This window comes from Stenotrophomonas sp. AS1, from assembly GCF_048957655.1.
Lineage (GTDB): Bacteria > Pseudomonadota > Gammaproteobacteria > Xanthomonadales > Xanthomonadaceae > Stenotrophomonas > Stenotrophomonas bentonitica_A.
The window spans coordinates 50,455-76,780 of record NZ_JARVXM010000007.1 but is presented as its reverse complement, the minus strand read 5'-3'; the positions used below and the strand labels follow the sequence as shown (position 1 = coordinate 76,780).

Here is a 26,326-nt window from a genome sequence, read left to right as displayed (position 1 = left end):
GGAGGGAGTTTGGCCCTTCCAGCAGACCCACCCACATCGGCCCGTCCACTGGAACGTCACTGCATACGCTTTGGCTTTGGCTTTGGCTTTGGCTTTGGCTTGGCTTTGGCCCCGGCCTCCAGCTTGAGCGCCAGCTGGCAGCTGGCAGCCCACGCCAAAGCAGCACAGCAAGCCTGATTCAGCCCACACCCCCACCACCCGGATAAACTGTCGGCTCACTGACACCGCCGGTTGCACCATGTCCGAGATCCTCAGCCGCACCCATGCCGTTGCCCTGGACGCCGCCGATCCGCTGCGCAGCCTGCGCAACGAATTCGTCTTTCCCCAGCACAACCACCGCGACCAGACCTACTTCGTCGGCAACTCGCTGGGCCTGCAGCCGCGCGGGGCACGTGCGGCCGTCCAGGAAGTCATGGACAAATGGGCCTCGCTGGCCGTCGAAGGCCACTTCACCGGCGACACCCAGTGGCTGCACTACCACCGCCTGGTGAGCGAACAGCTTGCCCGCGTCGTGGGCGCCCTGCCCAGCGAAGTTGTGGCGATGAATACCCTCAGCGTCAACCTGCACCTGATGATGGTCAGCTTCTACCGGCCCACGGCCGAACGCCCCGCCATCCTGATGGAGGCCGGCGCCTTCCCGACCGATCGGCACGCAGTGGAATCGCAGCTCCGCTTCCATGGCTTCAGCCCGGAGACCGATCTGATCGAAGTGCAGCCCGATGAGCCGAACGGCACCATTTCGCTGCAGGCGATCGAGCGCGCCATCACCGAACACGGCCCACGCCTGGCGCTGGTGCTGTGGCCCGGCGTGCAGTACCGCAGCGGCCAGGTGTTCGATCTGGAAGCCATCACCCGCATGGCACGCCTGCAGGGCGCCCGCATCGGCTTCGATCTGGCCCACTCGGTCGGCAACGTGCCGCTGCAGCTGCACGACATCGCGCCGGATTTCGCCGTGTGGTGCCATTACAAGTATCTCAACGCGGGTCCCGGCGCCGTCGCCGGCTGTTTCGTGCACGAGCGCCACCACCGCGACGCGACCCTGCCACGGTTTGCCGGTTGGTGGGGCCATGAAGAAGCCACGCGCTTCAAGATGGCTCCACAGTTCGTGCCCGCCGTCGGCGCCGAAGGCTGGCAGCTCAGCAACCCGCCGGTGCTCGGCCTGGCCCCGCTGCGCGCCGCGCTGGACCTGGTCGACAAGGCCGGCGGCATCGACGCCCTTCGGACGAAGTCGCTGCGCCTGACCGGCATGCTGGATGCGCTGGTGCGCGCGCGCCTGTCCGGCGTGCTCGAGGTGCTGACCCCGTCCGAACCGGAACGCCGCGGCTGCCAGCTCTCGCTGCGCGTGGCCGGTGGCCGCGAGCGCGGCCGCAGCCTGTTCGAGTACCTGCAGACCGTGGGCGTGCTCGGCGACTGGCGCGAGCCCGATGTGATCCGCATTTCGCCGACCCCGCTCTACAACCGCTACCTCGACCTGCACCACTTCGTCGAGGAAGTGGAAGCCTGGGCTGGCCTCTAAGCCGCCCTCCCCGCCCCCACGGACATTGACTTGATCGCTACCCCCTCCCGCTCGCTGAGCATCATCGGCGCAGGTCTGGCCGGTTCGCTGCTTGCCATCCTGCTGTCCCGCCAGGGCTGGCAGATCACCTTGTATGAGCGCCGCGGCGATCCGCGCGTGAGCGATTACGAGTCCGGTCGCTCGATCAACCTGGCGCTCGCCGAGCGTGGCCGCCATGCGCTGCGCCAGGCCGGTGTCGAAGACGCGGTCATGGCCAAGGCGGTGATGATGCGCGGACGCATGATCCACCCGCGCGAGGGCGAGCCGCAGCTGCAGCGCTACGGCCGCGATGACAGCGAAGTGATCTGGTCGATCCACCGCAAGGACCTCAACACCACCCTGCTGCAGCTGGCCGAGGATGCGGGCGCGACCGTGCATTTCCACCGTCGCCTGCATACGGTGGATTTCGATGCCGGCTACGCGCGCTTCATCGATGACCGCGACGACCAGCCGCACGATATCCGCTTCGATACCCTGATCGGCGCCGACGGTGCCGGCTCGGCGCTGCGCGCGGCGATGAACCGCAAGCAGCCGCTGGACGAGCGCATCGCCTTCCTGGATCACTCCTACAAGGAACTGGAGATCCCGCCGACGGCTGACGGTGGTTTCCGGATCGAAGCCAATGCGCTGCACATCTGGCCGCGCGGGCACTACATGTGCATCGCGCTGCCCAACGACGAAGGCACGTTCACGGTCACGCTGTTCCTGCCCAACGAGGGCGACCCGAGCTTTGCCACCACCAACAGCGGAGCCGAGGCCGAAGCGCTGTTCGCGCGCGACTTCCCCGATGCACTGGCGCTGATCCCGAACCTGCGCCGCGATTGGGAGCAGCACCCGCCGGGCCTGCTCGGCACGCTGCACCTCAAGCATTGGCATATGAAGGGCCGCGCGGTGCTGATCGGCGATGCCGCGCACGCGATGGTCCCGTTCCACGGCCAGGGCATGAACTGCGCCTTCGAAGACTGCATCGCACTGGCCGCGCACCTGCTCGAGCAGGACTCGCTGGCCGAGGCGTTCGCGGCCTTCGAAACCGACCGCAAGCCGAACGCCGAGGCGATCCAGCAGATGGCGCTGGAGAATTATCTGGAAATGCGCGACCGCGTGGCCGATCCGCAGTTCCTGCTGCAGCGCGAACTGGAACAGGCGCTGCAGGCGCGGTGGCCGACCCGCTTCGTGCCGCATTACACGATGGTCACCTTCCTGCGCACCCCGTATGCCGTAGCGCTGGCCCGCACCGAGCTGCAGCGGCGCATGCTGGAGGATGCCACCGCCGGGCACGACAGCCTGGCACATATCGACTGGGCCGCCCTGGAGCGCCTGGTCCACGAACAACTGCCAGTCCTGGAGGGCGCGCACTGATGGCCGACAGCTTCCTGTTCTATGACCTGGAAACCTTCGGCCAGGACCCGCGCCGCACGCGCATCGCGCAGTTCGCCGGCATCCGCACCGATGCTGATCTGAACATCATCGACGAGCCGGTCAGCTTCTACGTCAAACCGGCCGACGACCTGTTGCCCTCGCCGGTCGCCACGCTGATCACCGGCATCACCCCGCAGCATGCCCTCAGCGCCGGCGTCACCGAGGCCGAGGCGTTCGCGCGCATCAACGACCTGATGTCGCGGCCGGGGACCTGCACGCTGGGCTACAACACCCTGCGCTTCGACGATGAGTTCGTCCGCCACGGTCTGTTCCGCAACTTCTATGACCCCTACGAGCGCGAATGGCGCAACGGCAACTCGCGCTGGGACCTGCTGGACATGATGCGGCTGCTGCACGCGCTGCGCCCGGACGGCATTGTCTGGCCGCAACGCGAGGATGGCGCGACCTCCTTCAAGCTGGAACATCTGGCCGTGGCCAACAACGTCCGCCAGGGCGATGCGCACGAAGCATTGTCCGATGTGTACGCGACGATCGGGCTGGCGAAGCTGTTCAAGCAGGCGCAGCCGCGGCTGTGGGACTACGCGCTGAAGCTGCGCGACAAGCGTTTCGTCGGCGGCCTGCTGGATGTGGACGCGATGCAGCCGGTGCTGCACATCTCGATGCGCTATCCGGCCCAGCGCATGTGCGCCGCGCCGGTGCTGCCACTGGCGCGCCATCCCTTCATCAACAACCGCATCATCGCGCTCGACCTGGACGGTGATATCGAACCGTTGCTCGAGCTGCCGCCGGAAACCATCGCCGCGCGCCTGTACACCCGCGCGGCCGACATGGCCGAGGGCGAGCAGCGCGTGCCGCTCAAGGAAGTGCACCTCAACAAGGTGCCGGCGCTGGTCGCATGGAACCATCTGCGCCCGGCCGACCATGCACGCCTGGGGATCGACCCGGCCGCGATCGAGGCCAAAGCCGAGCGGCTGCGCCAGATCGGACCGGCGCTGGCCGAGAAGGTCCGCCAGGTGTATTCGGGCGAGCGCAGCCTGGCGCCCAGCGATGTCGATGCCTCGCTGTACGACGGCTTCCTGGCCGACGGCGACAAATCCCTGATGTCGCGGATCCGCACCAGCCCGCCGGCCGAGCTGGCCAGCTTCGCCGAGCGCCTGCGTGACCCGCGCATGCCCGAACTGCTGTTCCGGTACCGCGCCCGCAACCATCTGGACACCCTGGACACCACCGAGCGCTCACGCTGGAACGATTATCGTCGCCAGCGCCTGCTCGGCGATGCGTCGCTGGGCGAACAGACCCTGCCGCAGTTCACCGCGCAGCTGGATGCACTGGCCGCAGAGCATGCCGACGATGCCGGCAAGCTCGCCCTGCTGCAGCAGTTGCGCGACTGGGGCACCCACCTGCAGAGCAGCCTATGAGCACGTATTTCAGCCCGGCCACGTTCACGTTCCTGCGTGGCCTGGCCCGCAACAACGACAAGACCTGGTTCAACGAACACAAGCCGAAGTACGAAGAACATGTCCGCCAGCCGTTCCTGCGCCTGATCACCGATCTGCAGCCGGACCTGGCCGCAGTCAGCGAACATTTCCGCGCCGACCCGCGCACCGTGGGTGGCTCGTTGTTCCGCATCTACCGCGATGCGCGCTTCTCCAACGATAAATCGCCCTACAAGAGCTGGCAGGGCGCGCGCCTGTTCCATGAGCGGCGCAAGCAGGTGCCGGCCCCGTCGTTCTACATCCATCTGCAGCCAGGCGAGAGCTTCGTCGGCGCGGGGCTGTGGCATCCCGAGCCGGCCACCCAGCGCAAGGTGCGCCACTTCATCGTCGACAATCCCGGCAGCTGGAAGGCGGCCGCGCATTCCCCGGTGCTGCGCAAAACGTTCGATTTCGAGGAAAGCGAGAAGCTGGTCCGTGCCCCGCGGGGTTTCGAGCCGGATTTCGAGTTCATCGACGATCTCAAGCACCGCAACTGGGTGTTCTGGCGTTCGCTGGACGATGCCACGATGACCGGCCCGCGGCTGCGCCAGACCATCGCGGCCGACCTGGTCACGCTGGCGCCATTCGTGGACTACCTGTGCGCGGCGCTGGACCTGGAATTCTGAGTTTCACGTGCGCTGACGTCCGCTGCGGCAAGCTGGGCACCATGACGACAAGGCAGACCCGATGAAGAAACTGCTCTGGTTGCTGGTCACCGTGCTGCTGGTGCTGGCCGGCATTGTGTTCAGCGGGCCCTACGTGACCGTGCACGGCCTCAGCCGCGCGATCGAACAGCGTGATACCGCCAGGCTCGACCGTTACGTGGATTTCCCGATGCTGCGCGCCAACCTGCGCGCCCAGCTCAGCGACTACGTGGTCCGTCGCGCCGGTCCGGACATGCAGTCCAGCCTGTTTGGCGCGTTGCTGCTCTCGGCCGGCGACCGGCTCAGCGCGACCGCCGTGGATGCGCTGGTGACGCCGACCGGCATCGGCGCGCTGCTGGAGGGCCATACCCTGTGGAAGCGGGCCAGCAATGACCTGGACAGCCCGAGCAACGATGCCTACGCGGCGCCACGGCCGGCGCGCCCGCTGAAGGGGGCGACCCACCATTTCGACTCGCTGTCGCGCTTTACCGCCACCACCTACACGCCGCAGGGCGCACCGGTGGTGTTCATCCTGCAGCGTTCGGGCCTGCGCTGGCGGCTGGTGGACATCCGCCTGCCGCTGAATCCGGACACCACCGCCCCGTCGGTCCTGCCGATCCGGTAGGTACCCATCGTTGGTGGGTACATCGGCGCCACCGTTGGTGGATACCTGGGCCCCACGTGCATCCGGGCGCTGCATCAACCGCCGTTGGCGACCCCGTGCGGCACATGCCCAGCCGCCACGCTCTGGTGCTGCAGCGCGCTGTCGATGTTGTGCTGGGAATCATCGAAGAAGATGTCCGCGCCGAACGCTTCCAGGAACGGCCCCTTGTGGCGGCCGCCAAGGAACAGCGCTTCGTCCAGACGCACGCCCCACTCGCGCAGGGTGCGGATCACGCGTTCGTGCGCCGGCGCCGAGCGCGCCGTCACCAGGGCGGTGCGGATCGGGGCATCCTCGCCCGAGGGGAACACGGCCTGCAGCGTATGCAGGGCCGAGAGGAAATTGCGGAACGGGCCACCACTGAGCGGCTCGCGGGCGTTTTCCCGCTCGTGGCGACCGAACGCTTCCACGCCCTGCTCGCGCGAAATGCGCTCGCTTTCATCGCCGAAGATCACCGCATCGCCATCGAAGGCGATGCGCAGCTGGCCCAGCGGACGGCCCAGATCGACCTGCTCGGCCGCGGCAATCGTCTCGCCCGGCGGCTTGGGCAGGATGGTGGCCGCGGCGATCCCGTGCAGCAATGCGCGGCGCACCGATTCCGGGTTGGCCGACAGGAACAGATCGGTGCCGAACGGCTTCACGTACGGCCAGGTCGGCTCACCTGCGGTGAAGGTCGCGCGGATGATGCCCAGGTCGTAGTGCTGGATCGAATTGAAGATGCGCAGGCCGGTGTCGGCCGAGTTGCGCGAGAGCAGGATCACTTCCACCCGCGGCTGTTCCGGCGACTGGCCCTGGTTGAGCGCCAGCAGCTTGCGCACCACCGGGAAGGCCACGCCGGGGCGCAGCACATCGTCTTCGTGCTTGCGCTGATACTCGGCATAGGCATCGACGCCTTCGGCCTCGAACAGCGCATGACCCTCTTCCAGATCGAACAGGGCCCGCGAGGTCACGGCAACGGTCAGCAAACGGGGGGTGTTGTCGCCCATGGCAATCAGCAATCCAATGCGGCCGCAGCGGCCGGCCATCCATTCTCCCACAGAGCATGGCCGCCACGGCCAAGCGCTCTCAGAACATGAACTGCTCGCTCAGGATCCGGTCTTCCAGATTGTGCTCCGGGTCGAACAGCATGGTGACGCGGCGCTCGCGCGATTCGCGGATGGTGACTTCCACGACATCGCGGGTTTCGTGCGAATCGGCGGTGACGCTGACCGGGCGCTTGTATGGGTCGAGCACGCGGAAACGCACTTCCGTGTCGGCCTTGAGGATCGCACCGCGCCAGCGGCGTGGGCGGTACGGGGCCAGCGGGGTCAGTGCGATGGTGTGCGAGCCCAGCGGCAGGATCGGGCCGTGCGCGGAATAGTTGTAGGCGGTGCTGCCGGCCGGGGTGGCCACCAGCACGCCGTCGCCGATCAGCTCGGCCACGCGTTCCTGGCCATTGAGGTCGATGCCGATGTGCGCGGCCTGGCGGGTCTGGCGCAGCAGCGAGACGTCGTTGTAGGCCAGCGAGCCGGTGGTGGTGCCCGACTCGGTCAGCGCCAGCATCTCCAGCGGGCGCAGGTTGGCCGGCTCGGCCGCGGCCAAGCGTGCCGGCAGGTCGTCATCACGGAACTGGTTCATCAGGAACCCGACCGTGCCCAGCTTCATGCCGAACACCGGTTTGCCCAGCGCGCCATAGCGATGCAGGGTCTGCAGCAGGAAGCCATCACCGCCCAGCGGGCACAGCACCTCGGCCTGCTCGGGCGCGAAGTCGCCATAACGCGCCCGCATCTGCGCCAGCGCAAGCTGCGCCGCTTCGGTGGAGCTGGCCAGGAAGGCGATACGGGGGGAAGCGCTCATCAAACATCCGGTGGGGCGGGTTCGCCAGAGCATACCCGCCACGTCCCCGGTAGGCCACGACCGTTGGTCGTGGCCTAGTGTTGCGGTCATGTCGACGTCCGCACCGACCAACGGTCGGTGCCTGCCGGATGCCGGCCACCGACATAAAAGAACGGCCCCGCGTGAGCGGGGCCGTTGATCAGTCATGCACCTGCCAGATCCAGAAACACACCTCTGGAGCAGAGCCCCCCTGAGTCAGGGGGGCGCGCCGAAGGCGCGGGGGTCTGGACGCAGGGTTTGCATGGGGCCCACGGTTTGCAGGGCAAACCGTGGGGCGTCAGCCCGAATGCGCTTACGCACCATGCGAAGCCAGCTGGCCCAGGCGCTGCACCGCGACCGAAACGGTCGGGTAATCCAGGGTCTTCTGCTCGGCCAGTTCGGCCAGCATCGCCAGGGTGAAGCGCAGGCTGCTGTCATCGCGGCCCATCCAGGCGGCGACCTTGGCTTCGGCGCTGCTGCCCTTCATCGACAGGACCTGGGCAGCCAGGTTGCGATGGTGGGCGGCCAGCTCGTCGCGCAGTACGCCACGGGCCACGGCGTGCCAGCGGCCATTGACCTCCAGCGCGTCGATCTGCTCGAACAGCCACGGCAGCTGCAGGGCATCGCCCAGGCGGAAGTGGACCTTGGAGACGTCCACCGGCTTGAGCTTGCGGGTGCGGGCCAGCTCGATGATGTCGAACGCCGGCTCCAGGAACTGCAGTTCCGAGAGCTGCTGCGACAACGCCGGCGGCAGACCCTTGTCCTTCCACTCCTGCACGCTCGCCTCGTAGGCCGGGCGCTGCGAATCCGGCAGCACGCCCGAGGCGTCGCGGATGTCGTTGAACGCAGCCTGGTAGCGGTTGACGGCTTCGGTGATGCCCGGCATGGCACCCGGACGCGACAGCAGCCAACGCACGAACGAGCGCTGCAGCTTCCAGATCACTTCCAGCGCGTCGATCTGCACCGACTCCGGCAGCGTGCCGTCGAGGGCGTCGATCTGTGCCCACAGGGCGCGCGCGTCCAGCGTTTCACGGCTGATCGTGTAGGCCTTGGCGACCTCGGCCACGGTGCGGCCGGTGTCTTCCTGCATGCGCATCAGGAAGGTGGCGCCCATGCGGTTGATGGTCTGGTTGGTCACGGCCGTGGCGATGATTTCGCGCTTCAGGCGGTGACGCTCCATCGCGTCGGCGTACTTCTTCTGCAGGGGCGTGGGGAAGTAACGCTGCAGTTCCTTGGACAGGTACGGGTCTTCCGGGATGTCCGACTCGAGCAGCTGCTGGAAGGCCACCAGCTTGGAGTAGGACAACAGCACCGACAGCTCTGGACGGGTCAGGCCCTGGCCACGCGCCTTGCGCGCGGACAGCTCCGCATCCGAGGGCAGGTACTCGATCTGGCGATCCAGCAGGCCCTGCTGTTCCAGCGTGCGGATGAAGTGCTGCTTGGAGCCCAGGCGCTTGACCGCCATGCGTTCCATCAGGCTCAGCGCCTGGTTCTGACGGTAGTTGTCCATCAGCACCAGCGCGGCCACTTCGTCGGTCATCGAGGCCAGCAGCTTGTTGCGCTGCTCGACGGTCAGCTTCTTGGCCCGCACCACATCATTGAGCAGGATCTTGATGTTGACTTCGTGGTCGGAGGTGTCCACACCGGCCGAGTTGTCGATGAAGTCGGTGTTGAGCAGCACGCCGGCCTGGGCAGCTTCGATGCGGCCCAGCTGGGTCATGCCCAGGTTGCCACCCTCGCCCACCACCTTGCAGCGCAGCTCGCCGCCATTGACGCGCAGCGCGTTGTTGGCGCGGTCGCCGACATCGCTGTGCTGCTCGCTGGCCGCCTTGACGTAGGTGCCGATGCCGCCGTTCCACAGCAGGTCCACCGGGGCCTTGAGGATGGCGCTCATCAGGTCGTTGGGCGACATCGCCTTGACGTTCTCGTCCAGGCCCAGCACCTCACGCACCTGCGGGGTGATCTCGATCGACTTCAGCGTACGCGGGTACACGCCGCCGCCCTTGCTGATCAGCTTGGCATCGTAATCGGCCCAGCTGGAACGCGGCACGGTGAACAGACGCTCGCGCTCGACGAAGGTCGTGGCCGCATCCGGGTTCGGGTCCAGGAAGATGTGGCGGTGATCGAACGCGGCGACCAGGCGGATGTGGCGCGACAGCAGCATGCCATTGCCGAACACGTCGCCGGACATGTCGCCCACGCCGACCGCGGTGAAGTCCTGGCTCTGGCTGTCACGGCCCAGCGCACGGAAGTGGCGCTTGACCGACTCCCACGCACCGCGCGCGGTGATGCCCATGCCCTTGTGGTCGTAACCGACCGAGCCACCGGAGGCGAAGGCATCGCCCATCCAGAAGCCGTGCGCCACGGCCAGGCCGTTGGCGATGTCGGAGAAGGTCGCAGTGCCCTTGTCGGCGGCCACCACCAGGTACGGGTCGTCCATGTCATGGCGCACGACATCCACCGGCGGCACGATCTTGTTGTTGACGATGTTGTCGGTGATGTCCAGCAGGCCCTGGATGAACAGCTTGTAGCAGGCCACGCCGTTGGCGAAGATCGCATCGCGGTCGCCGTTCACCGGCGGGGTCTTGGCGAAGAAGCCACCCTTCGCACCGACCGGCACGATCACGGTGTTCTTGACCATCTGCGCCTTGACCAGGCCCAGCACCTCGGTACGGAAGTCTTCGCGACGGTCCGACCAGCGCAGGCCACCACGGGCCACGGCACCGAAGCGCAGGTGGGTACCTTCCACGCGCGGGCCGTACACGAAGATTTCGCGGTACGGGCGCGGCTTGGGCAGGTCCGGCACCAGCGCCGAATCGAACTTGAAGCTGATGACGTGGCCCGGGCGGCCCTCGGCATCGGTCTGGTAGTAGCTGGTGCGCAGGGTCGCATCGATCACGCCCATGAAGCTGCGCAGGATGCGGTCTTCATCCAGGCTGGAGACGCGATCCATCAGCTTCAGCAGCGCATCGCGCGCGGCGTCCATCTGCACGGTGCGGTCGCCCTTGCGTGCATCGACCACGGTCTTGAGCACTTTCAGGGTGGCTTCGTCACCGCCGGCAAGCACGGTCAGGTGTGCGCGCAGCTGGGCCTGGCCCTCGGCGATCGCATCCTTGCTCTCGTTGCCGGTGGCCGGGTCGAAGCGGGCTTCGAACAGCTCCACCAGCAGGCGGGCCAGCAGCGGGTAACGGGTGAAGGTGCCTTCCACGTAGGCCTGCGAGAACGGCACGCCGGTCTGCAGCAGGTACTTGCAGTAGCCGCGCAGCATCGCCACCTGGCGCCAGTGCAGGCCGGCAGCGAGCACGAGGCGGTTGAAGCCGTCGTTCTCGGCATCGCCATGCCACACGCGGGCGAAGGTCTCGCCAAAGGCTTCATCGACGCTCGGTGCATCGATCGCACCGGCCACCGATTCGACTTCGAAGTCCTGCACGTACACCGGCGCGTTGTCGACCGTCAAGCGGTACGGACGCTCGGCAATCACGCGCAGGCCCATGTTTTCCATCATCGGCAGCGCGTCGGACAGCGGGATGTCATCCAGCTGGCGATACAGCTTCAGGCGCAGGCCTTCACCACCTTCGCGCTGCACGGCCTGCAGGCTCAGGCGCAGATCGTCCGGGCCGGTCAGCGCATCCAGCTGGCTGACGTCGTTGGCGGCGATTTCGGTGCTGGAGTCTTCGATGTAACCGGCCGGCAGCGCCTTGCCGATACGCGCGGCGATGCGCAGGCCTTCGCTTTCACCATGACGGGCGACCAGCGCTTCGCGCAGATCGTCCTGCCAGTTGCGCAGCACCTGGGCAAGCTTCTGCTCCAGTTCGCTGGTGTCCACTTCCAGGGTCTGGCCAGCCTTCGGGCGCACGATCAGATGCACCTGGGCCAGCGGCGATTCGCCGAGCACCACGGAGCTGTCCACGTACTCACCCTGCAGGGCGTCCTTGAGCATGGCTTCGATGCGCAGGCGCACATCGGTGTTGAAGCGTTCGCGCGGCAGGTACACCAGCGCGGAGATGAAACGGCTGTACTTGTCACGGCGCAGGAACAGGCGGCTGCGCACGCGCTCCTGCAGGCCCAGCACGCCCATGGCGGTGCGGAACAGTTCGTCCTCGCTGGACTGGAACAGTTCTTCGCGCGGCAGGGTTTCCAGGATGTGGCGCAGGGCCTTGCCGCTGTGGCTGCTCGGCGCCAGGCCGGACTTGCTCATCACGTATTCGTGGCGCTGGCGCACCAGCGGGATTTCCCACGGGCGGCGGTTGTAGGCGCTGGAGGTGAACAGGCCCAGGAAGCGCTGTTCGCCGATGATCTTGCCCTTGGCGTCGAACTCCAGCACGCCGATGTAATCCATGTAACCGGAGCGATGCACGCGCGAACGGGCATTGGTCTTGGTCAGGATCAGTGCGTCCTTCAAACCGGAGGTGGCATTGAGCCCCTGCGCGGCGAGGGTCTTGACCGGGCGCGCGGCGGACTTGTCCTGCCCGCGCATCAGGCCAAGGCCGGTGTCGTTCAACGGCGCCAGCACATCTTCCTTGCCCTGCTTCTCGACGCGGTACTCGCGGTAACCGAAGAAGGTGAAGTGATTGTCGGCGGCCCAGCGCAGGAATTCCTGTGCTTCGGCGCGCGAGGCGGCATCAACCGGCAGCTGGCGGCTGCCGAGATCGTCGGCCAGGCTCTGCGCCTTGGCACGCATCGCGTCCCAATCGCGGACGATGGCACGCACCTCGTCCAGCGCCTTGATGATCGCCTTCTCGACGTCGGCCATGGCTTCGGCCGGCTGACGGTCGATTTCCAGCAGCATCACCGATTCGGCGGTGCCGTCGCTGACCGTGGTCAGCTTGCCGGCCTTGTCACGCGCGAAGCGGATCACCGGGTGACCCAGCACGTGCACGCCAACGCCGTGTTCGGCCAGCGACATCGTGACGGTGTCGACCAGGAACGGCATGTCGTCATTGACGATCTGCAGCACCGTATGCGGCGACTCCCACCCGTTGCCCTTCAGCGTCGGGTTGAACACGCGGACGTTGGCCTTGCCGGGCTTGCGCACACGCGCGAATTCCAGCGTGTCCGCTGCCAGTGCGGCCCACTCCTCGGCGCTGTGGTGCGGGAACTCGTCCGCCTCCATGCGCTTGTAGAAGTCGGCGGCAAAAGCCACTGCCTCGGCCTGCCCGGCCGACGGGTAGCGCTTGCGCAAGGCCGTGTACACCGGCTCCAGCGAGAAGCCCACTGGCGAAACAGTCTGCGTATCGGCTGGTTTGGATTTGTTTTTCACGGTCTTGGCTGCTGGTTTTTGCGGTTTCATGACGGAGCGGTGCGTGTTGCTCAGTTGGGAAAATGAAATTGTAGGCCTACCGCACAGAAATACCTTGCTGCAGGACGGAATAAGGTGATTCGGGTTGGGTCCCGTTTACATCGGCGATGTCAATTCGGCGACGTACGGATCAGCGCATCGGCGCTTCCTCCGTCGCAGCATCGGCCGCTTCGGTTGCAACTTGACGTTGGTCATCAAAACGCACCGAAAGACAAGGCTTCTACAATTCTGAACTGGACGGTATAGTCCACCGCGTGACTCCCCCACACCCCGCCGCCAGCACGATGGACGCGCGCGATCATCGCGTGTTCGATGCTGTGCGCGAGTTGCTGGCCAGCCAGGGGATGCAGCTGAGCATGGACGCGGTGGCCCAGCACGCCGGCTGCTCCAAGCAGACCCTCTACAGCCGCTATGGAAGCAAGCAGGAACTCCTGCGCCGGGTGATGCAGCGGCATGTGTGCCGCGCGACCGCCGGGCTGCGCTCACTGGACGGTGATGACCTGCGTGGCAGCCTGCTGCAGTTCGCCAACGATTACCTGGATCACTTCAATCAGCCCCACGTGGTCCAGGCCCGGAGGCTGATCGCGACAGAATCCAGCCAGTTCCCCCAGGAAGCCCGCACCCTTTACCAGGACGGCGCCGGGGCACTGGCGCTTCATGTTTCTGAATGGATGGCAACCCGGTCCGCGCAAGGCCAATTGAGGCATGACGACCCGCACTTCATGGCTGAACTGCTATTGAGCATGATCGCCGGCTTGGATTTCGAAAAACAGCGCTTCCACATCCCCCATCGCGCTGACGCCACCGTGCGGCGCCGCTGGGCAGAATTCTCCGTCGACAGCTTCCTGCGCGCGTTCGCTGCGCCCGAAGCCGCCACGGCTTCGCATTCAAACCAACACCGGAGCTTCTCCTGATGATCGCCCCACTCCGCACCCTTGCCCTGACGTGCGCAGTCGCCCTTGCGTTGACCGCCTGCAAGAAGGAAGAGCAGCAGGCCCCGCCGCCGCCGGAAGTGGGCGTGATCGAGGCCAAGCCCCAGACCCTGCCCCTGCAGCGTGAGCTGGTCGGCCGTCTGTCGCCGTACCGCAGTGCCGATGTCCGGGCCCGTGTGCCGGGCGTGCTGCTCAAGCGCGTCTACCAGGAAGGTTCGGATGTGAAGGAAGGCCAGGTGCTGTTCCTGATCGATCCGGCACCGCTGCGCGCTGCGCTCAACGCCGCGCAGGCCGAGCTGACCTCGGCCCAGGCCACCGCCGCGAACGCCAAGGCCGCGGCCAACCGCGCCCGCTCGCTGGCCCCGCAGGCCTATGTCTCCAAGTCCGATCTGGACGCGGCCGAAGCGACCGAGCGTACCGCCGCCGCGGCGGTGCAGCAGGCCCAGGCCTCGCTGGCCAGCGCGAAGATCAACCTCGGCTATGCCGAAGTGCGTTCGCCGATCAGCGGCCGCGCCGGCAAGCAGCAGGTCACCGAAGGCGCACTGGTCGGCCAGGGCGATGTCACCCTGCTGACCACCGTGGACCAGCTCGACCCGCTGTACGTGAACTTCTCCATGAGCGTGGATGAGCTGACCCAGATGCGCGCGGCCCAGGCCAAGGGCGCACTGGCCCTGAGCGGGGACGGCAAGTCCACCGTGCAGGTGAAGCTGGCCGACGGCACCGTCTACGACCAGCCGGGCACGCTGGACTTCTCCTCGACCACGGTCGACCCGGCCACCGGCGCGGTCTCGCTGCGCGCGGTGCTGCCCAACCCGCAGCAGATCCTGCTGCCGGGCGCCTTCGTCAGCTTCCAGGCGACTCTGGGTGAGCGCAACAACGCCTACCTGGTGCCGCTGCAGGCGCTGCAGCGCGACACCACCGGCGGCTACGTGCTGGTGGTCGGCAAGGATGGCAAGGTCATCCGCAAGAACGTGAAGAGCGAAGGCCAGCAGGGCAGCAACTGGCTGGTCAGCGGTGGCCTGGATGCCGGCGACCAGGTGATCGTGGCCGGCGTGCAGAAGGTCAAGGAAGGCGCCCCGGCCAAGGCCGCCCCGTGGAACCCGGCCGCCGGCAACGGCAATGGCCAGGCTCCGGCGGGTGCTGCTCCGGCAGGCGCCGCTCCGGCCGATGCCGCCCAGCCTGACGCCGCTGCCGCCCCGGCCGATGCCGCCGCCACGAAGTCCGACGCCGCTCCGGCTGCCGAACCGAACAAGCAATAACGGGAATCCTCCGTCATGCCTAAATTTTTCATTGAACACCCGGTATTCGCCTGGGTGGTCGCGATCCTGATCTCGCTTGCGGGCGTGATCTCGATCCTGGGTCTGGGCGTGGAGTCCTACCCGAGCATCGCACCGCCCCAGGTGACGGTGAGCGCTACCTACCCCGGCGCCAGCGCCGACACCGCCGAAAAGTCGGTCACCCAGGTGATCGAGCAGCAGCTGACCGGCATCGATCACCTGCTGTACTTCAGCTCCTCCTCGGCCTCCAACGGCCGCGTCACCATCACCTTGACCTTCGAAACCGGCACCGATGCCGATATCGCCCAGGTCCAGGTGCAGAACAAGGTGTCGCTGGCGACCCCTCGCCTGCCGACCGAGGTGACCCAGCAGGGCGTGGTGGTGGCCAAGGCCAACGCCGGCTTCCTGATGGTGGTGGCCCTGCAGTCCGACAGCGCCTCGATCGACCGCGATGCCTTGAACGACATCGTCGGTTCGCGCGTGCTCGACCAGATCTCACGTATCCCCGGCGTGGGCAGCACCCAGCAGTTCGGTTCCGAGTACGCCATGAACATCTGGCTCAACCCGGAAAAGATGCAGGGTTACGGCCTGTCGGCCACCCAGGTGCTGGCCGCGATCAAGGACCAGAACGTGCAGTTCGCAGCCGGTTCGCTGGGCTCGGACCCCTCGCCTGAAGGCCACTACTTCACCGCGACGGTCTCGGCCGAAGGCCGCTTCAGCTCGCCGGAAGAGTTCGAGAACATCATCCTGCGCGCCAACACCGATGGCTCGCGCGTGCTGCTCAAGGACATCGCCCGGATCGCCTTCGGTGCGAACAACTACGGCTTTGATACCCAGTACAACGGCAAGCCGACCGGTGCCTTCGCGATCCAGCTGCTGCCGGGCGCCAACGCACTGAACGTGGCCAACGCGGTCACCGCCAAGATGGACGAACTGGCCCCGAGCTTCCCGGCCGGTGTCAGCTGGTTCTCGCCGTACGACAGCACCACCTTCGTGAAGATCTCGATCGAGGAAGTGGTCAAGACCCTGATCGAAGCGGTCGCGCTGGTCTTCCTGGTGATGCTGATCTTCCTGCAGAACTTCCGCGCCACGCTGATCCCGACCCTGGTCATCCCGGTCGCGCTGCTGGGCACGTTCCTGGGCATGAGCATCATCGGCTTCACCATCAACCAGCTGACGCTGTTTGCGATGGTGCTGGCGATCGGCATCGTGGTCGATGACGCGATCGTGGTGATCGAGAACGTCGAACGCATCATGACCGAGGAGAAGCTGCCGCCCAAGGCCGCCACCCAGAAGGCCATGACCCAGATCACCGGTGCGGTGGTCGCCATTACCGTGGTGCTGGCGGCGGTGTTCATTCCGTCGGCCCTGCAGGGCGGCGCCGCCGGTGAGATCTACAAGCAGTTCGCGCTGACGATCGCCATCGCGATGGCCTTCTCGGCGTTCCTGGCGCTGGGCTTCACCCCGGCACTGTGCGCGACGTTCCTCAAGCCGACGCACAACGACAACCCGAACATCGTCTACCGCACCTTCAACAAGTACTACGACAAGGTCAGCAACACCTACGTGGGCCACATCACCTCGGCGGTGAAGCATGCCCCGCGCTGGATGATCCTGTTCGTGGTGCTGACCGTGCTGTGCGGCTTCCTGTTCACGCGCATGCCGGGCAGCTTCCTGCCCGAAGAAGACCAGGGCTATGCGCTGGCGATCGTGCAGCTGCCGCCGGGCTCGACCAAGTCGCAGACCAACCACGCCTTCGCCCAGATGCGCGGCATCCTGGAAAAGCAGGATGGCTTCGAAGGCATGCTGCAGGTGGCCGGTTTCAGCTTCGTCGGTTCCGGTGAAAACGTGGGCATGGGCTTCATCCGCCTCAAGCCCTGGGCGGACCGCGACATCACCGTGCCCGAGTTCATCAACAACATGAACGGCGCGTTCTTCGGCATCAAGGAAGCGCAGATCTTCGTGGTCAACCTGCCGACCGTGCAGGGCCTGGGCCAGTTCGGCGGCTTCGACATGTGGCTGCAGGACCGTGGCGGCGTGGGCTATGAGCAGTTGACGCAGGCCCGCAACATCCTGCTCGGCAAGGCGGCGCAGGAAAGCGACCTGCTGACCGGCGTGCGCCCGAACGGCCTGGAAAACGCCCCGCAGCTGCAGTTGCACGTGGACCGCGTGCAGGCGCAGACCATGGGGCTGTCGGTGTCGGACGTGTACAGCACCATCCAGCTGATGCTGGCCCCGGTGTACGTCAACGACTTCTTCTATGAAGGCCGCATCAAGCGCGTGACCCTGCAGGCCGATGGTCCGTACCGCACCGGTGCGGAGTCGTTGAACAGCTTCTACACGCCCAGCACGCTGCAGACCAACGCCGACGGTACGCAGGCGATGATTCCGCTGAGCACCGTGGTGAAGTCCGAGTGGGTGTCCGCCCCGCCGTCGCTGAGCCGCTACAACGGTTACTCGGCGGTCAACATCGTCGGCTCGCAGGCGGAAGGCCGCAGCTCGGGCGAGGCGATGCAGGCGATGGAACGGATCGTCAACGACGACCTGCCGGCCGGCTTCGGTTACGACTGGTCGGGCATGTCCTACCAGGAAATCCTGGCCGGCAACGCCGCGACCCTGCTGCTGGTGCTGTCCATCGTGGTGGTGTTCCTCTGCCTGGCCGCGCTGTATGAAAGCTGGTCGATCCCGGTGGCGGTGCTGCTGGTGGTGCCGCTGGGTGTCCTGGGCGCGCTGGCCTTCTCGCTCGCACGTGGCCTGCCGAACGATCTGTACTTCAAGATCGGCCTGATCACCGTGATCGGCCTGGCCGCGAAGAATGCGATCCTGATCGTGGAGTTCGCGGTGGAGCAGCGGGCCGCAGGCAAGAACCTGCGCGAAGCGACCATCGAAGCCTCCCGCCTGCGTTTCCGCCCGATCCTGATGACCTCCTTCGCCTTCATCATGGGCGTGGTGCCGATGGCCATCTCCACCGGTGCCGGCGCCAACGCACGTCACGCGATCGGTACCGGCGTGATCGGCGGCATGGTGTTCGCCACCTTCCTGGGTCTGCTGATGATCCCGGTGTTCTTCGTGGTGGTCCGCCGCATGCTGGGCGACAAGCTGGACGAACCGTCCAAGGAGTTCCTGGAACGCCAGGGCGAAGCCAACACGGCGCACCGTCCGGATCGTTAAGGGACAGGGGCAGCCCCGGTTGCCCCACCGCAGGTGACCACCGTGGGTGGTCACGCTGAAACGAAAAAGCCCCGGCGCGAGCCGGGGCTTTTTTGTGTGTCATGCATGCCGGGTCACACCATGTGTGGCTGACCGGAAGCGATCCCGGTAGTGCCGGCCGCTGGCCGGCTCCTCCGGTTGCTCGGGAAGGGCCGCCTGGTTGCCGGCCAGCGGCCGGCACTACCTGGCGAGCAGCTGCCGGCGATCAATTCACGCGGATGGCGCCCCATACCGCGCAGACGACCACGATCGCCAGCGACGGCCACTGCATCGGCATGTAGAAGAAATGGTGACGGGCAGGCTCGCCGGGCGCGCGCGCACCGTGATTGAGAAATGTCCCCAGCAGCACATTGATGAACGCCCCGGTGGCGAAACCGAACAACAGCTGCCGCAGCGACGTATTGCCGTGGTCGACGCTCGGATCCGGCCACAGCCACATCAACAGCAGCAGGGCCGCGATGGGCGTGAGCAGCGTCAGGAACCCTGCGCCTCGATAGATCACCATGGAATCTCCTGCAGAACGGAACCGCATATTCTGCACTACGCGTGCCGACCAACGGTCGGCACCTACCTGGCTGGCGGTCGCGAGGCGACGGCCGTCGCCAGCAGGCCACGACCGTGGGTCGTGGCCGTCGAACCTCAGCGCAGACCCGTCTCGTTGCGCGCGATTACCAACCGCTGGATCTCCGAGGTGCCCTCGTAGATCTCGGTGATCTTGGCATCACGGAAGTAACGCTCCAGCGGCATTTCCTTGGAGTAGCCCATGCCGCCGTGGATCTGCACCGCCTGGTGGGTGATCCACATGGCCGCTTCGGAGGCGGTCAGCTTGGCGATCGCCGCTTCATTGCTGAAACGCTTGCCCTGGCCCTTCACCCATGCCGCGCGCAGGGTCAGCAGCAGGGCTGCGTCCAGCTTGCATTTCATGTCGGCGATCTTGGCCTGGGTCATCTGGAAGGTGCCGATCGCCGCGCCGAAGGCCTTGCGGTCCTTCACGTATTCGATCGTCGCCTCATACGCGGCACGCGCAATGCCGATCGCCTGCGAGGCGATCCCGATGCGGCCGGCGTCTAGCACGCCCATGGCGATCTTGAAGCCCTCGCCTTCCTTGCCGACGACATCCTCGGCGGCCGCCACGTAATCCTGGAACTCGATTTCGCAGGTGGCCGAGGCACGGATGCCCAGCTTCGGCTCGGTCTTGCCGCGGTGGAAGCCGGCCTTGTCGGTGTCGATCATGAACGCGGTGATGCCACGCGCGCCCTGGTCCGGATCGGTCATCGCAAACAGCACGATGTACTTGGCGACCGGGCCGGAGGTGATCCAGCTTTTCTTGCCGTTGATCACGTAAGTGCCATCGGCCTGCTTGACCGCCCGGCAGCGCATCGCCGTCGCATCCGACCCGGACTGCGGCTCGGTCAGCGCGAACGCGCCGATGGCCTCGCCCTCGGCGATGGCGCGCACGTACTTCTGCTTCTGCGCTTCACTGCCATGGGTCAGGATGCCGTTGCAGAACAGCGAATTGTTGACCGACATGATCGTCGAATGCGCAGCGTCTCCGGCGGCGACCTCCACCATCGCCAGGACGTAGGCGATCGGGTCCATGCCCGCGCCGCCGTATTCTTCAGGCACTTCGATGCCCATCAGACCGTTCTCGCCCAGCAGGCGGATGTTCTCCAGCGGGAACTCGCCGGTACGATCGTGGTGTTCGGCGCTGGGCGCGATTTTTTCCTGCGCGATACGGCGCGCAACGTCCTGCAGCATCAACTGCTCTTCGGTAAAGCTGAAATCCACAACACCCTCCCGGGTACAGAGTGAAAGGGGCCGCAGTGCGCGCGGCCCGGTCGGGCGATTGTACGGGGGGCGGGGAGAGGACGCCTGACTTGACCGCACCGCCGCCAAAGGACGAAAATATCTCTATATCGCGATAGGTAGATATTTATGGATCTCGAGGACTGGTCCGTCCGGCTGAAAGTGTTCGCCGACGCCACCCGGGTGCGCCTGCTGGCGCTGCTGGAACAGGAAGAACTCACCGTGGCCGAGCTGTCGGCCATCACCACGCTGGCCCAGCCGCGGGTGTCCACCCATCTGGCCCGGCTCAAGGAAGCCGGCCTGGTCCGCGACCGTCGCTCGGGCGTCTCGGCGTATTACCGCTTCGATGACGCCGCGCTGGATCCGGCGCAGCGCGCATTGTGGCATGCCCTGAGCACCGGCAGCGACGATCCGCTGCTGCGCAAGGATGCTGAACGCGTGGCCGCGGTGATGGCCAGCCGCGCCGCCGACCAGAACTGGGCCGACAGCGTCGCCGGCGACATGGAACGCCATTACTCCCCCGGCCGCACCTGGGAGGCGCTGGCGCGCACCGCGCTGCCGCTGCTGGAAACCGGTGACGTGCTTGATATCGCCTCCGGTGACGGCGTATTGGCCGAACTGGTCGCCCCGCATGCCAAGCGCTATGTCTGCATCGACACCAGCGCGCGCGTGGTCGCCGCCGCCAGCGAGCGCCTGCGCCGGCTGGCCAACGTGGAAGTGCGCGAAGGCGACATGCACGCCCTGCCCTTCCCCGACCAGAGCTTCGATCTGGTGGTGCTGATGCACGCACTGACCTACGCGGCCAAGCCGGCCCAGGCCGTCGCCGAGGGCGCGCGCGTGCTGCGCCCGGGCGGTCGCCTGCTGCTGTGCAGCCTGGCCCGTCACGAACACCGTGCGGCCGTGGACGCGTATGGCCACGTCAACCTTGGTTTCAGCGACAAGGAACTGCGCAAGTTCGTGGAGAAGGCCGGCCTGGTCGTCTCCAGCCTGGAAACCGTGACCCGCGAGAAGCGCCCGCCGCATTTCGAAGTCATTTCGCTGATTGCCAGCAAGCCCTGAGGTCTGCCCATGCCATCCCTGCCCTGGCTCCACCCCGACCGCGTGCATGCGCTGGAAACGGCGCTGGCCCAGCGCATCCTGATCATCGATGGCGCCATGGGCACGATGATCCAGCGGCACGGGCTGGAGGAGGACGATTACCGCGGCGAGCGTTTCGCCGGGGGGTACGACCATCACCACGGTCCCGGCTGCGACCATGCCGCATCCGGCGAGGCGCCGCAGGGCCATGACCTCAAGGGCAACAACGACCTGTTGCTGTTGACCCGCCCGGAGGTCATCGGCGGCATCCACACCGCCTATCTGGAGGCCGGTGCCGATCTGGTCGAGACCAACACCTTCAACGCGACCTCGGTCAGCCAGGCCGACTACCACCTTGAGCACCTGGTCTACGAGCTCAACAAAGCCGGTGCCGCCGTGGCGCGGGCCTGCTGCGATGCGGTCGCGGCGACCACGCCGGGCAAGCCCCGCTTCGTGATCGGGGTGCTCGGCCCGACCAGCCGCACCGCCTCGATCAGCCCGGACGTGAACGATCCGGGTTTCCGCAATACCAGCTTCGATGCGCTGCGCGAGACCTATCGCGAGGCCATCGATGGGCTGATCGACGGCGGTGCCGACACCCTGATGGTGGAAACCATCTTCGACACGCTCAACGCCAAAGCCGCGCTGTTCGCCATCGAAGAAGTGTTCGATGCCCGCGGCGGGCGGCTGCCGGTGATGATCTCCGGCACCATCACCGATGCGTCCGGGCGCACGTTGTCCGGGCAGACGGCAGAGGCGTTCTACGCCTCGGTCGCGCACGGTCGGCCGCTGTCGATCGGGCTGAACTGCGCGCTCGGTGCCAGCGACATGCGGCCCCACGTGGAGACGCTGTCGACCGTGGCGGAGTGCCTGGTCAGCGCACACCCGAATGCGGGCCTGCCCAATGCATTCGGCGAGTACGACGAAACCCCGGAAGAAATGGCGACCACGCTGCGCGAGTTCGCCAGCGCCGGCCTGCTCAACCTGGTGGGCGGCTGCTGCGGCACTACCCCGGCGCACATCCGCGCGATCGCCGAGGCGGTGGCCGATCTGCCGCCGCGCCGCCTGCCGGCGCCACCGCTGGAAGATGCGGCATGACCGCACCTGCTCCCCGTTCCCGTTGTCGTTGACCTTCCTCCGCCAGCCCGTGCCAGCCTGCCCATGACGTCTTCCCGCCACACCCGCCTGTCCGGTCTCGAGCCGCTGGTCATCACCCCGGACCTGCTGTTCGTCAACATCGGCGAGCGCACCAACGTCACCGGCAGTGCGCAGTTCCGCAAGCTGGTGAAGGAAGAGCGTTACGAGGAGGCGGTGGAAGTGGCGCGCCAGCAGGTCGCCAATGGCGCGCAGATCCTCGATGTGAACATGGACGAGGGCCTGATCGATTCCGAAAAGGCGATGACGCGCTATCTGAATCTGATCATGTCCGAGCCGGACATCGCGCGCATTCCGGTGATGGTCGATTCGTCCAAGTGGAGCGTGATCGAGGCCGGGCTGAAGTGCCTGCAGGGCAAGAGCGTGGTCAACTCGATCTCGCTCAAGGAAGGCGAAGCGCAGTTCATCGAGCAGGCGCGCAAGGTACTGCGCTACGGCGCGGCCGCGGTGGTGATGGCCTTCGATGAGGACGGCCAGGCCGATACCTGCGCGCGCAAGGTCGAGATCTGCACCCGCGCCTACCGGATCCTGACCGAACAGGTCGGCTTCCCGCCGCAGGACATCATCTTCGACCCGAACATCTTCGCCGTCGCCACCGGTATCGAGGAACACGACAACTACGCGGTCGACTTCATCGAAGCCACCCGCATCATCAAGCGCACCCTGCCGCACTGCCATGTCTCCGGCGGTGTCTCCAATGTGTCCTTCTCCTTCCGCGGCAATGAAACCGTACGCCAGGCGATCCACTCCGTGTTCCTGTTCCATGCCATTGGCGCGGGCATGGACATGGGCATCGTCAATGCCGGCGCGATGCCGATCTACGATGACCTGGACCCGGAACTGCGCGAGCGCGTGGAGGATGTGATCCTCAACCGCCGCAGCGACGGCACCGAGCGCTTGCTGGAGATCGCCGAGCGTTACAAGGGCAAGAAAGGCGAAGTGCGCGGCGAAGATCTGGCCTGGCGCGAGAAGCCGGTCAACGACCGCCTTGCGCATGCGCTCGTACACGGCATGGACGCCTGGGTCGAGCAGGACACCGAAGAAGCGCGTGCGCGCTCGACGCGGCCGCTGGATGTGATCGAGGGGCCGCTGATGGACGGCATGAACATCGTCGGTGACCTGTTCGGCGCCGGCAAGATGTTCCTGCCGCAGGTGGTCAAGTCCGCACGCGTGATGAAAAAGGCGGTGGCCTACCTGCTGCCCTACATCGAGGCCGAGAAGGCACGCAGTGGCGACACCGCCAAGAGCAACGGCAAGATCATCATGGCCACGGTCAAGGGCGACGTGCACGACATCGGCAAGAACATCGTCGGCGTGGTCCTGGCCTGCAACAACTTCGATGTGGTCGATCTGGGCGTGATGGTGCCGGCGCAGAAGATCCTCGACGCCGCGCGTGCTGAAAACGCGGACATCATCGGCCTGTCCGGGCTGATCACCCCCTCGCTGGAAGAGATGAGCCACGTCGCCCGCGAGATGGAGCGGCAGGGCTTCACGATGCCGCTGATGATCGGCGGCGCCACCACCTCGCGTGCGCACACGGCGCTGAAGATCGACCCGCATTACAAGGCGCCCACGGTGTGGGTGAAGGATGCCTCGCGCGCGGTCGGCGTCGCGCAGTCGCTGATCTCGCGCGAGCTGCGCGATGCCTTCGTGGCCGCCAATGAGGCCGACTACGCCGACATCCGCCAGCGCCACCGCAACCGTGGCGATGCCAAGCGCCTGGTGCCCCTGGCCAAGGCACGCGCCCAGCGCTTCGTGGGCGACTGGGCGAACTACACGCCGCCGACGCCGCGCAGGCCGGGCCTGCATGTGCTCGACGATTACCCGTTGGCCGACCTGGTCGAGGTGATCGACTGGACCCCGTTCTTCCAAGCCTGGGAACTGGCCGGCAAGTTCCCGGCGATCCTGACCGACGAGATCGTCGGGCCCCAGGCGACGGATCTGTACCAGGATGCCCGCGCGATGCTCTCCCGCATCGTCGAGGAGAAGTGGCTGACTGCCAAGGCGGTGTTCGGGCTGTGGCCGGCCAACAGCGTCGGCGATGACGTGCACCTGCGCACCGACAACGGCCCGGCCGTGCTGCACTTCCTGCGCCAGCAGGTCGACAAGCCGGTCGAGCGCCCGGACTTCTGCCTGGCCGATTTCATTGCCCCGGCCGACACGGGCAAGCAGGACTGGATCGGCGCGTTCGCCGTGACCGCCGGCATCGGCATCGACCCGCACGTGGCCCGTTTCGAGGCCGACCATGACGACTACAACGCGATCCTGCTCAAGGCACTGGCCGACCGCCTGGCCGAAGCCCTGGCCGAGCGCCTGCACCAGCACGTACGCATGGATTACTGGGGCTACCAGCCCGATGAGCAGCTGGACAATGAGTCGCTGATCGCCGAGAAGTACACCGGCATCCGCCCTGCCCCGGGCTATCCGGCCTGCCCGGAGCACAGCGAGAAGGCCACGCTGTTCCACTTGCTCGACGCCGAGCGCACTGCGGACATGCAGCTGACCGAGAGCTTTGCGATGCTGCCCACCGCGGCGGTATCGGGTTACTACTTCAGCCACCCGCAGAGCCAGTATTTCGTGGTCGGCCGGGTCTCGCGCGAGCAGGTGGTGGACTATGCCAAGCGCAAGGGCGTGGACCGCGTGCAGGCCGAACGCTGGCTGGCCTCCAACCTGGATTACGATCCGGAATGACCGCGTCACCCGACCCACGGTCGGGTGCTACCGGCATAATGCACGGGTAGGCACCCACTGTTGGCGGGTGCGCGCCCTCCGAGACCCTGCATGACCGCCCTCCCCCGCGACGCCGTCCCGGCCGTCCGCCTCTCGTCGTTCTACCTGGTCTACTACGCCGCCCTCGGCGCGTTCACGCCCTACTGGTCGCTGTTCCTGACCTCGCGCGGCATGAGCGTCACCGCGATCAGCGTGATGATGGGGCTGTGGTATGCCACCCGTATCGTCGCGCCGACCACGTGGACCTCCATTGCCGCCGCCTCGCCGCGCCCGATCTTCTGGCTGCGGCTGGGCTGTGTGCTCACGCTGCTGACGTTCTGCGCCTTCCTGCTGCCGTTGCCGCAGCCCTGGCTGTACCCGGCGATGATCGCGTTCTGCTTCTTCTACAACGCAGTGATGCCGCAGTTCGAATCGATCACGCTGACCCACCTGGGCAGCGACAGCCATCGCTACGGACTTATCCGGGTGTGGGGCTCGCTGGGTTTCATCGTGGTGGTGATGCTGTTTGGCTGGATCATCGAAGGTGACGGCGGCGCCGGCAATGCACACCTGCTGCCGTGGCTGATGCTGCCGCTGTTCGGCCTGCTTACGGCCTCGGGCTTCGCCAACCGCTATGCGCGCAACCTGCAGCGCAGCGACGGCGATGTCACTGGTTTCTGGCAGATCGTGCGCAAGCCGCAGGTACTGGCGTTCTTCCTGGCCGCCTTCATGGAGCAGCTGTCGTTCGGCCCGTACTACACGTTCTTCTCGGTCTACATGGACCACCACGGCTACGCGACTTCCACGCTGGGCGTGTTGTGGACGGTCGGGGTGGTGTTCGAAGTCGGCGTGTTCTTCACCATCGGCCGCTTCTTCCGCCGCTATGACGCCAGCTGGATGCTGCTGATCGCCCTGCTCAGCTCCACCGTGCGCTGGGCGATCACCGCACTGTTCCCGCAGAACCTGCCGGTGATGCTGGTCGCCCAGACCGCGCATGCACTGGGCTTTGCGGCCTTCTTCGCCGCTGCGATGCAGATGCTGGCCACCTACTTCCCCGGCCGCCTCAATGGGCACGGCCAGGGCGTGTTGTACGGCTTCTCCTCGGGTGTGGGCGGTGTGCTCGGTGCGTTGATCGCGGGCCAGCTGTGGCCGATCGATCAGGGCCGCACCGCATTCCTGGCGGCCAGCGGATTCGCGCTGGCCGGCGCCCTGCTGTGCTTCTTCGCGATCAGCCTGCCGCTGTTGCGGGCCGCCAGCCGGAAGCCCGGGGCCGTGTAGCGCCACGCCGTGCG

16 protein-coding genes and 1 pseudogene are annotated in these 26,326 nt (G+C 66.5%); 12 read left to right on the top strand and 5 right to left on the bottom strand.

The window, feature by feature from the left end; translation table 11 throughout:
• The first annotated feature begins 238 nt into the window (after positions 1-238).
• The 5 genes from kynU (at position 239) to PV764_RS11995 (ending at position 5,679) form a co-directional block, all read left to right on the top strand.
• On the top strand, positions 239-1,516 hold the full coding sequence (gene kynU / locus PV764_RS12015) for a kynureninase (protein WP_421116678.1): 1,278 nt from the start codon (positions 239-241) through the stop codon (positions 1,514-1,516).
• 30 nt (positions 1,517-1,546) lie between these two features.
• Positions 1,547-2,914 (top strand): FAD-dependent oxidoreductase, encoded by a 1,368-nt coding sequence (locus PV764_RS12010; protein WP_019184357.1) that lies wholly within the window; start codon positions 1,547-1,549, stop codon positions 2,912-2,914.
• The gene (gene sbcB, locus PV764_RS12005) at positions 2,914-4,353 is read left to right on the top strand and encodes an exodeoxyribonuclease I (RefSeq protein WP_421116677.1); all 1,440 of its coding nucleotides are present in this window, start codon (positions 2,914-2,916) and stop codon (positions 4,351-4,353) included. Before PV764_RS12010 ends, sbcB begins: the two co-directional genes overlap by 1 nt.
• Complete coding sequence (locus PV764_RS12000) at positions 4,350-5,036, top strand: DUF2461 domain-containing protein (RefSeq protein WP_421116676.1); 687 nt, start codon at positions 4,350-4,352, stop codon at positions 5,034-5,036. Before sbcB ends, PV764_RS12000 begins: the two co-directional genes overlap by 4 nt.
• 61 nt (positions 5,037-5,097) lie before the next feature.
• The gene (locus tag PV764_RS11995) at positions 5,098-5,679 is read left to right on the top strand and encodes a DUF2939 domain-containing protein (protein WP_019184360.1); all 582 of its coding nucleotides are present in this window, start codon (positions 5,098-5,100) and stop codon (positions 5,677-5,679) included.
• Positions 5,680-5,753: 74 nt separating this feature from the next.
• Here the strand turns inward: PV764_RS11995 and PV764_RS11990 are convergent, their stop codons facing one another.
• From PV764_RS11990 to PV764_RS11980, 3 genes and pseudogenes are all read right to left on the bottom strand, one after another.
• Positions 5,754-6,701: a 5'-nucleotidase gene (locus tag PV764_RS11990; protein ID WP_026069966.1), complete on the bottom strand. Its 948-nt coding sequence runs from the start codon at positions 6,699-6,701 to the stop codon at positions 5,754-5,756.
• Between the two features lie 79 nt (positions 6,702-6,780).
• Positions 6,781-7,551 (bottom strand): NAD kinase, encoded by a 771-nt coding sequence (locus tag PV764_RS11985; RefSeq protein WP_046273326.1) that lies wholly within the window; start codon positions 7,549-7,551, stop codon positions 6,781-6,783.
• A 331-nt stretch (positions 7,552-7,882) separates the two neighbouring features.
• A pseudogene (locus PV764_RS11980) lies at positions 7,883-12,778 on the bottom strand (NAD-glutamate dehydrogenase); the annotation flags it as partial.
• 374 nt (positions 12,779-13,152) lie between these two features.
• Between PV764_RS11980 and PV764_RS11975 the strand changes: the two are divergent.
• From PV764_RS11975 to PV764_RS11965, 3 genes are read left to right on the top strand one after another with little or no spacing between them, the layout of a single operon-like run.
• Complete coding sequence (locus tag PV764_RS11975; protein WP_019184364.1) at positions 13,153-13,782, top strand: TetR/AcrR family transcriptional regulator; 630 nt, start codon at positions 13,153-13,155, stop codon at positions 13,780-13,782.
• On the top strand, positions 13,782-15,059 hold the full coding sequence (locus PV764_RS11970; RefSeq protein ID WP_019184365.1) for an efflux RND transporter periplasmic adaptor subunit: 1,278 nt from the start codon (positions 13,782-13,784) through the stop codon (positions 15,057-15,059). Before PV764_RS11975 ends, PV764_RS11970 begins: the two co-directional genes overlap by 1 nt.
• A 15-nt stretch (positions 15,060-15,074) precedes the next feature.
• Positions 15,075-18,248 carry a multidrug efflux RND transporter permease subunit gene (locus tag PV764_RS11965; protein ID WP_046274306.1) on the top strand — a complete coding sequence of 1,058 codons (3,174 nt, stop codon included), beginning with the start codon at positions 15,075-15,077 and terminating at the stop codon, positions 18,246-18,248.
• 244 nt (positions 18,249-18,492) lie between these two features.
• On the opposite strand, the gene PV764_RS11960 is transcribed toward PV764_RS11965, so the two are convergent.
• Positions 18,493-18,792 carry a hypothetical protein gene (locus tag PV764_RS11960; RefSeq protein WP_284129062.1) on the bottom strand — a complete coding sequence of 100 codons (300 nt, stop codon included), beginning with the start codon at positions 18,790-18,792 and terminating at the stop codon, positions 18,493-18,495.
• Positions 18,793-18,926: 134 nt separating this feature from the next.
• Positions 18,927-20,111: an acyl-CoA dehydrogenase family protein gene (locus PV764_RS11955; RefSeq protein ID WP_390330509.1), complete on the bottom strand. Its 1,185-nt coding sequence runs from the start codon at positions 20,109-20,111 to the stop codon at positions 18,927-18,929.
• A 111-nt stretch (positions 20,112-20,222) separates the two neighbouring features.
• Here PV764_RS11955 and PV764_RS11950 point away from each other — a divergent pair, with 111 nt between their 5' ends.
• The 4 genes from PV764_RS11950 to PV764_RS11935 all read left to right on the top strand — a co-directional run bounded on the left by PV764_RS11950 (position 20,223) and on the right by PV764_RS11935 (position 26,312).
• Positions 20,223-21,152 (top strand): ArsR/SmtB family transcription factor, encoded by a 930-nt coding sequence (locus PV764_RS11950; RefSeq protein ID WP_284129061.1) that lies wholly within the window; start codon positions 20,223-20,225, stop codon positions 21,150-21,152.
• A 9-nt stretch (positions 21,153-21,161) separates the two neighbouring features.
• Positions 21,162-22,268, top strand: a complete 1,107-nt coding sequence (locus PV764_RS11945; RefSeq protein WP_284129060.1) for a homocysteine S-methyltransferase family protein — start codon at positions 21,162-21,164, stop codon at positions 22,266-22,268.
• Between the two features lie 6 nt (positions 22,269-22,274).
• On the top strand, positions 22,275-25,016 hold the full coding sequence (metH, locus tag PV764_RS11940) for a methionine synthase (RefSeq protein WP_265183210.1): 2,742 nt from the start codon (positions 22,275-22,277) through the stop codon (positions 25,014-25,016).
• 90 nt (positions 25,017-25,106) lie between these two features.
• Entirely contained in the window at positions 25,107-26,312 is a 1,206-nt protein-coding gene (locus PV764_RS11935; RefSeq protein WP_421116675.1) for an MFS transporter, read from the top strand.
• Positions 26,313-26,326 lie beyond the last annotated feature (14 nt).